The organism is Kitasatospora sp. NPDC059088 (genome assembly GCF_042738155.1).
GTDB lineage: Bacteria > Actinomycetota > Actinomycetes > Streptomycetales > Streptomycetaceae > Kitasatospora.
Genome location: NZ_JBHYGR010000039.1, coordinates 66,792 through 68,613, shown reverse-complemented (window position 1 = coordinate 68,613; position 1,822 = coordinate 66,792). Strand labels below are relative to the sequence as shown.

Sequence of the window (1,822 nt, the reverse complement as noted above, 5' to 3'; positions counted from 1 at the left end):
GCCGCTCGCCGGGATGACGGTCGTCCTGTCGTCGCTGTTCACGTGGCCACTGCTTTCTGTCCAGGTCGGCTGGTCGGGTGCCGACACCTGGGAGACCCCCCGGCGGAACGCCGATAACAGAAACTCCGAACGAATGTCCGGCGACTTGGTCACGTGATCCGGTCGAGCGCTCCGGTCGGCCGCCCCGGCGGGCCGGGCGCAGCAGGCTCGACAGGCGCAGCGGACTCAGCGGGCCGGGCTCAGCGGGCCGGGCTCAGCGGCCCGGGGCGTCCGGGGCCATGTCGTAGGTGACGAACATCGTCCGGGTGGCGACCTGGTCGTACTTGCTGCGCGCCCGGTGGTTGTCGTCCGCGGTGATCCAGCGCACGGTGCTCCAGCCGCGCTCGGCGGCGATCTCCCGCAGTCGGGCCAGCAGTTCGTCCACCGCCCCGCCGCCGCGCACCTCGGGCGCGACGAACAGGTCGTCCAGGAACCCGGCGACCGTGCCGTGCAGCGGCCGGGCGAACGGCCGGAAGTGCGCGAAGCCGACCGGCGTCCCCGCGCCGTCCCGGACCAGCAGCCCCTCCACCTCGTGCTCCGGGTCGTTGAGCCAGGACCACACCAGCTCGGCCTTCTCCTCCGGCATCGGCACCCGGTAGAACTCGCAGTACCCGCGGAAGAGTTCGCGCCAGCGCGGGTAGTCCCCCTCCTGCGGCGCACTGATGCTCCAACGGTTCACGGCGGCGGTGCTCAACTCGGTCTCCTCGCTGGTCGAACGGCTCGGGCCAGCATGCCGCCCCGTCGCCCGCCCGCCGATCTCCACCCCGGCCAACACCACCCGCCGCACACTCCACTCCGGCAGTTATCCCCGGGCCGTTTCCCCGGTTCCACCCAGGAGGGTGAAGGGCTTCTCCGCACCGGACCCCATCGCCTACGGTGGGTCATCCCGACAGCACGGAACGGAGGTTCCGGCGGTGGACGAACCGACGGAGCAGTACCAGAGCTACAGCTGGCAGGACGAGGACGGAGGCCGGTACACCGCCCTCTACCCGGGCACCGAGGAGGCCGACGAGGCCGGCAAGGCGCGGCTGCGCGCCCTGGGTGCCCGCGCATCGGAGGACCTCGGGGCCGAACAGGAGCAGGAGGCGGGAACGGGGCGGCCGGGCACCGCCCGGGCCGGAGCCGGGTGGCGCCGGTCCGTCACCATCGACCTCAGGAACCCCACCCCGCTGCCCGGTCCGCAGCTCGACCCGCAGTGGCTCCGGGCCTGGTGCGAGGAGACCGGCGCGGCCCTCGCCGGGTTCACCCGGTCCTTCGCCGCCAGGTACGGCTTCCCGCCGGGCGAGAACGCCCTGGTCCACGCGACGGAGTCCGGTCGGCGGGCGGCGGCCGCGCTCGGCGAACTGCTGCCGGTGCCCCCCGACTTGGCGACGCTCTACGGGGTGCTCGACCGGGCCTCCCTGCCCGATCTCGACAACGGCTACTTCATCCACCCGCCGGGCGCGGTGACGGGGCACGTCCGCGAGTACGGCGTCCCCGTCATCCAGGGCGAGCGCCTGGCGCTGGTCTTCGGCAGCAACGGCGCGGGCCACCTGTTCGCGACCGGACACACCGGACGGGTCTGGAGGTCGACCACGGCCTCCCACGACGGCGCCTTCGAACCCGCCGCCGCCACCCTGGAGGAGTTCCTCGACGGAATCGGCCGGCTGATCGCGGGCCCCTGAGCTCCTCCGCTCCTCCGGGCGGCCGGGCCGAGCCCCCGGGCGGCCGGGGGTCGGGGCGGCGGGCGGAGGAGCGCGGGGGGGCGGGGGTTGCCGCGCCCGCGGTTGGCCGGGGGCGCCGG

At 74.4% G+C, this 1,822-nt stretch carries 2 protein-coding genes; one reads left to right on the top strand and one right to left on the bottom strand.

Features of this window, described 5'->3' with window-relative positions:
- Positions 1 to 253: 253 nt before the first annotated feature.
- Complete coding sequence (locus ACFWXO_RS19560) at positions 254 to 733, bottom strand: GNAT family N-acetyltransferase (protein WP_380525125.1); 480 nt, start codon at positions 731 to 733, stop codon at positions 254 to 256.
- 220 nt (positions 734 to 953) lie between these two features.
- On the opposite strand from ACFWXO_RS19560, the gene ACFWXO_RS19555 reads away from it, so the two are divergent.
- Complete coding sequence (locus tag ACFWXO_RS19555) at positions 954 to 1,703, top strand: hypothetical protein (RefSeq protein ID WP_380525124.1); 750 nt, start codon at positions 954 to 956, stop codon at positions 1,701 to 1,703.
- Positions 1,704 to 1,822 lie beyond the last annotated feature (119 nt).